Origin of the sequence: Guyparkeria sp. (genome assembly GCF_041687595.1) — a bacterium.
Classification (GTDB): Bacteria; Pseudomonadota; Gammaproteobacteria; order Halothiobacillales; family Halothiobacillaceae; genus Guyparkeria.
Window position 1 is genome coordinate 1 of the sequence record NZ_JAWLBP010000072.1, and the last position, 5,645, is coordinate 5,645.

5 protein-coding genes and 1 riboswitch are annotated in these 5,645 nt (G+C 67.9%); of the genes, 2 read left to right on the forward strand and 3 right to left on the reverse strand.

The features are described 5' to 3' along the window. A partial coding sequence (locus ACESL5_RS09240) for a lysophospholipid acyltransferase family protein (RefSeq protein ID WP_372592492.1) occupies positions 1-734 on the reverse strand: 734 nt, incomplete at its 3' end. Between the two features lie 122 nt (positions 735-856). On the opposite strand from ACESL5_RS09240, the gene ACESL5_RS09245 reads away from it, so the two are divergent. Then, entirely contained in the window at positions 857-2,089 is a 1,233-nt protein-coding gene (locus ACESL5_RS09245) for a 3-deoxy-D-manno-octulosonic acid transferase (RefSeq protein ID WP_372592493.1), read from the forward strand. Between the two features lie 46 nt (positions 2,090-2,135). On the opposite strand, the gene ACESL5_RS09250 is transcribed toward ACESL5_RS09245, so the two are convergent. Together ACESL5_RS09250 and ACESL5_RS09255 are read right to left on the reverse strand one after the other, a co-directional pair. Continuing rightward, positions 2,136-3,656: a TolC family outer membrane protein gene (locus tag ACESL5_RS09250; RefSeq protein ID WP_372592494.1), complete on the reverse strand. Its 1,521-nt coding sequence runs from the start codon at positions 3,654-3,656 to the stop codon at positions 2,136-2,138. Positions 3,657-3,854: 198 nt separating this feature from the next. Continuing rightward, positions 3,855-4,514, reverse strand: coding sequence for a protein-L-isoaspartate O-methyltransferase family protein (locus ACESL5_RS09255; RefSeq protein WP_372592495.1), 660 nt, complete (start codon positions 4,512-4,514; stop codon positions 3,855-3,857). A 245-nt stretch (positions 4,515-4,759) separates the two neighbouring features. After that, positions 4,760-4,865, forward strand: a riboswitch (TPP riboswitch). A 70-nt stretch (positions 4,866-4,935) separates the two neighbouring features. Here ACESL5_RS09255 and ACESL5_RS09260 point away from each other — a divergent pair. Then, a partial coding sequence (locus ACESL5_RS09260; protein WP_372592496.1) for a phosphomethylpyrimidine synthase ThiC occupies positions 4,936-5,645 on the forward strand: 710 nt, incomplete at its 3' end.

Genomic DNA, 5,645 nt, shown 5'->3' on the forward strand with positions numbered 1-5,645 from the left:
TCGTAGCGGTTGCCGAAGCGGCGGACGTGGTATGGCAGGATCACCGCCCTTCCCATGCGCGCGAGTATTGGCATGGCGGTGTTGGTGGCCGCCGGCAGGCCGAAGAAGGGGATGAAGGCGCTGGTCTTGCCGTGGTAGTTCTGGTCCGGCGCGGTCCAGAGTACGTCACCGGCGCGCAGGGCGCGGACCATGGCGCGGGTGTCCTCGCGGCGGATCAGGCCGGCGAGGTGCTTTTCGCGCCCCTGGTCGATCAGCGCGTCGATCGCCGGGTTGTTGTTGGGGCGGTAGACCGCGTGCACCGGCGCATGGCGCGAGACGAAGTACACGCCCAGTTCCATGTCGGTGACATGCGCGGCGTTTAGGATCACGCCCCGGCCGGCGGCCCGGGCGGCCTCGAGGTGCTCCAGGCCGACAATGCGGTACTCGGGCACGCGGTCCAGGTTGCCGAACCAGCCCCAGAACCCCTCGCAGATGCCCGCGCCGAGTCGGGCGAGGTGCTCGTCGATGAGGTCTTCCCGTGCGGCGGTGGACCATTCGGGGAAGGCCACGGCCAGGTTCGCCCGCATGACGTGGCGGCGCTTCTTGAGAGTCCGGGCCATCACCCAGCCGAGTCCATGTCCCAGCCTCAGGCGTGCGCGCTGCGGCAGGGAGGCGACCAGGCGTGGCAGCAACGACAGGGCGAAGCGGGCCGCCTGGAGGCGTCGGCTCGGACGGTTTGTGCGGGTTCGGCTCATGGGATGCCAATTCTAAGGGATAATGCCGGCATGCGCTCAGGACAGCGGACAGTCAGACGAATGCCGATGATCGATACCGGTAACCGGACGCCACGGGCGGGCATGCACCCGGGAGCCCGGCCATGAGGCGTTGGCATTACCGGCTGATGCTGGCCGCGCTCGCCCCCTGGCTCGTGATCGACGCCCTGCGTCGTCACCGTCGGGCGCAACCGGGCCAGCGCCGCCGGTTCGAGCAGTTCGGGCGGCTGCGCCAAGGCCTGCCTACCGGCGGGATCTGGCTGCATGCCGTCTCGCTGGGCGAGGTGCGTGCCGCCGCCTCGCTCATCCGTGCCCTGCGCGTACGCTGGTCGGGTTTGCCCGTCGTGGTCAGCACCACCACCGAGACGGGGGCCGAGGCCGCCCGCGCGCTCGGGGTGCCTCATTTCTATGCCCCCTACGATCTGGCCCCGGTCCAGCGTCGTGTGCTGCGTGAACTGCAACCCACGCTGGTGCTGATCATGGAGACCGAGCTCTGGCCGAACCTCGTGCGCGAGGCTCGCCGGGCCGGGGTGCCGCTGGTGATCGCCAATGCCCGCCTGTCGGACCGCTCCTGGCGGCGCTATCGTCGCTGGGGTGGTGCGCTGCTCCGGGAGGTGCTGGCGGACATCGACCTCATCTGTGCCCAGTCGGCGATGGATCGTGAACGGTTCGCGAGCCTCGGTGCCGCCCGCGTGGAAGACTGCGGCAACCTCAAGTTCGACCTGGCGCTGCCCGACCTCGCGGACGACCTGCCGGCGGGTCGTGTCCATACCTGGCTTGCGGCCAGCACGCATCCGGGGGAGGACGGGCAGGTGCTCGACGCGCACCAACTCGTCAGGGAGCGGTTTCCGGATGCTCGCCTGATCCTGGTGCCGCGCCATCCCGAACGAGCCGACGACGTCATGCGCCTGGTGGAAGACCGCGGGTTGACCGTCGCGCGTTGGCAAAGGGCGGGTGCCACGGATGCCGAGGTCGAGGTGGTCGACCGTGCCGGGCTGCTCGCCGGGCTGTTCGCCGAGGTTCCGGTGGTGTTCATGGGCGGGTCACTGGTGCCCACCGGTGGACACAACCCCATCGAGCCGGCGGCCGCCGGACGAGCCGTCCTGCACGGTCCGCACGTGAACAATTTCCGCGCGGTGTTTGCGGCCCTGGAATCGCAAGATGCCAGTCTGGGCGTGGTAGATGCGAGCGAACTGGGCGAGCGGGTCGCATGGGCTTTCGCGCATGCCGGGGAATGGGCCGGGTGCGGGGAGCGGGCGAGGGCAGTGATCGCCGAGCATCGCGGCGCGACCGACCGGGTGGTCGAGCGGCTCGCTCGCTGGCTGGATCGCGCTTGACCGAGGCGCGTCTGCCCGGCGTGTACCGGGAGTCGGCCGCCGAGGCCTACTCCTCTTCGTCCACCGTGCGGCGGGCGCGTTCGAGTACCCGCTGCATCATGTCGGTGTCCGTGACGGACCCGCGCTCGTCGTCGCGGTCCCGCCCCATCAGCGGGGCGATCAGCGCGTTGGTCTCCTGCTCGGTGAGTTGGCGGTTGATCTCCTCGAGGTCGGCCACGGTGAGCTGGCCGGTATCCGCCTTGAGCTGCAGCAGGTTGGTAATGTAGCTGTAGCGGGCATCGAGGTAGTTGGCCATCGCCTCGAAGACCCGGAGCTCGGCGTTCAGCACGTCGACGATCGTCCGGGTGCCCACGCCATAGCCGGCCTCGGTGGCCACCAGGCTGGTCCGGGCGGACTCGACCGCCTGCCGGAAGGCCGTGATCTGGCTGATCGAGGTTTCCACGCCGCGGTAGCTGTCCGATGTCTGCTGGCGGACCTGGCGACGCTGGCCGTTAAGGTCGAACTGGCTGCGCTGGTAGTCGAAGGCCGCCTGGCGGGAGCGCGAGTTGATTCGCCCGCCGGTGTAGATCGGCATTTCCACCTGCACGCCGACCGAGCCGTTCAGCGAGCCACGACGGTCCTGCCGGGTCATGCCACCACCGGTGTAGCTGTTGTCGAAACCGTATTGGGCATTGAGGCCTACCGTCGGCATCCGCGCCGAACGGTTGATGTCGACCGCCTGCTGGGCGATCTGCGTGCCGACTGCTGCGCTCTGCAGCCCGAGGTTCTGGGCGAGAGCCAGTTCGATCCATTGCTCCGGATCGGCCGGCTCCGGCAAGGCCACGTCGAGGTTCGTTCGGATGTCGTCGAGGTCCGTGACGGGCTGGCCGATGATGGTTTCCAGCGCGGCGAGGGCGTTGTTGAGCTCGTTGCGGGCCGTGATGATCTGTGCGTTGGCCTGGTCGTATTCCGACTGGGCGTCGGCGACATCGGTAACCGCCACCAGGCCGACCTCGTACTGGCGCTGGGCCCGTTCGAGCTGCCGCTTGAGCGCGGCCCGGTTTGCCTGGGCCAGTTGCAGTTGCGCATCGGCATTGAGCACCTGGAAGTAGGCCTGGCCGGTACGCAGGATCAGGTCCTGGCGCGCCTGCACGTAATCGATGTCGGCCTGGTGGACCTGCAGTTCCGCGCGCCCGAGCTCGAGCTGATCGGTGCGGTTGAAGATGCTCTGTTCGAGTGTCAGCGCGATGTTGCCGCCAAAGCCGTCAGTGCTGTCCGCGCCGGGGATCTCGCCGATGGTGGTGTCGGTCCGGTCGAACTGCACTCCCGCGCCCGCGCCCACCTGCGGCAGCAGGTCCGCCCGCTCGATCGGGATGTTCTGCTCGATCGACAGGCGCTGCTGCTCCGCGGCGCGCAGTTGCTGATCGTTCTGCTCGGCCAGCGCATAGATGTCCAGCAGATCGGCTGCAGTGGCCTGGGTGGCGTGCAGCGAAAGCCCGAGGCCGACGGCCAGCGACAGCGTGGCCCGGCGCAGTACCGTCTGCCCGCGAGAGGCCGGGGAGGGTTGGGAGCGGCGGCTGGCTGACATGATCGAGAACCCCTGGCTGGAATTAGATAGCCCGTTAATGTTTATCGAACCTTACCTTACGGTCGGGCGCCTGGACAAGCGCCACGACGCGCCGCGCGTGCCAAAAGTGGCACGCGGCGCGTGTTCAGAGCTTAGCGCATAAGACGACCCATATGAGCCCCGGGGCGGCGCTGCCCGGCGGCAGGCGTCGAGTCGGACTTACAGCGAGAACGTCGCCTGCGGCTCGGCCCCGATGAGATAGGCCGTGCGGGTCTCGAACAGGGAGTCGGTACGGAATTGGGTCTCGGATTCCCGGGTCACCATGGAGACGGTCTGGATCGGGCCGGTGCCGGTGATGGCCAGCAGGCGACCGCCGATGTTGAGCTGGCGGTAGTTCGATTCCGGCATCTCGGCGCGGGCGCCCGTGTACACGATCACGTCGAAACGTTCGTCGGCGGCCCAGCCGTCATGCGCGTCGCCCGTTTCCAGGACCACGCGCTCGAAGCCCAGATCCGCGAGCAGGCCGCCGGCCCGCTCGGTGAAGTCCTTGAAGATATCCACCGACCGGACGCTGTTGCCCAGCGAGGCCAGTGCCGCGGTGAAGAAACCGGTACCCGTTCCGATCTCGAGGACCCGCTCGCTCGGCTGGACCTGCAGGTGCTGGAGGATGCGCCCTTCGACGACCGGCGGCAGCATGGTCTGGCCGTGGCCGATCGGCACCGCGACGTCGGCGAAGGCATGCGACTGCTGGTCGTCCGGGACGAACCGTTCGCGAGGCACATTGAAGAACACCTCCAGAACGCGCTTGTCGAGCACGTCCCAGGGACGGATCTGCTGCTCGACCATGTTGAAGCGGGCCAGTTCGATGTCGGTGGGCATGATTCGGATCTGTTCCTGATTGAAAGGACAAGTGCGCGGTAATTTACGGGTTTTGCGCACGGCGGGCAACTTGCGCACGGCGGGGTGCCGGCGCCTCGCTTCCCGAGGGCGCACGCGCCGGCCCGTCCCCGGCGGGGCCTGCCGCAGTCGCGCAAGTGTCTGAAAGGCGGTGGTCGAGCTTGTCATTTGCCCTGCCCTGGGGTAGCGTCACGCCAATCGACGGCCACCGTTTTCGGCGGCCGTCATCCACAGACTAGGGGTGCCGCCGACCCGAGCGGGGGAGGCGGCTGAGAAACACCCTTGGAACCTGATCCGGCTTGCATCGGCGTAGGGAAGTCTGTCTGGCACAACCGGGATCCCCTCCTCGTGTCCAGTCGGCGCTCGTCGTGCATGCCCCAACCGATGCACAGGTGGCATACCCATGAGCGCAATCCCCAGCGATTTCCTGCAGAAGACCGCGAAACTTTCCGAGACGGTCATCGCCCCGTTCCCGGCCAGCCACAAGCGCTACGCGGTCGGTTCGCGTCCCGACATCCGCGTCCCGTACCGCGAGATCAGCCAGACGGCGACCCAGAACGATTCCGGCATCGTTTCCAACCCGCCGATCCCGGTCTACGACACCTCCGGCCCGTATACCGACCCGGATGTGGAGATCGACCTGCTCAAGGGGCTCGAGCCGCTGCGACAGGAATGGATCGACGAGCGGGGTGACACCGAGCAGCTCGACGGCCCGACCTCCCGCTTCGGCCAGGAGCGCCTGACCGACGAGAAGACCGAGAACCTGCGCTTCTCGCACATCCGCCCGCCGCGGCGGGCCAAGGCCGGCGCCAACGTCACGCAGATGCACTACGCCCGTAAGGGGGTCATCACCCCCGAGATGGAATACGTCGCCATCCGCGAGAACAACCGTCTGCAGGAAATGCGCGCCGATCCGCGCTACGCGAAGCTCCTGCGCCAGCACCCGGGCGAATCCTTCGGCGCGTCGATCCCCGACGAGATCACGCCCGAGTTCGTCCGTGACGAGATCGCCCGCGGTCGGGCGATCATCCCGGCGAACATCAACCACCCGGAAATCGAGCCGATGATCATCGGCCGGAACTTCCGCACCAAGATCAACGGCAACCTCGGCAA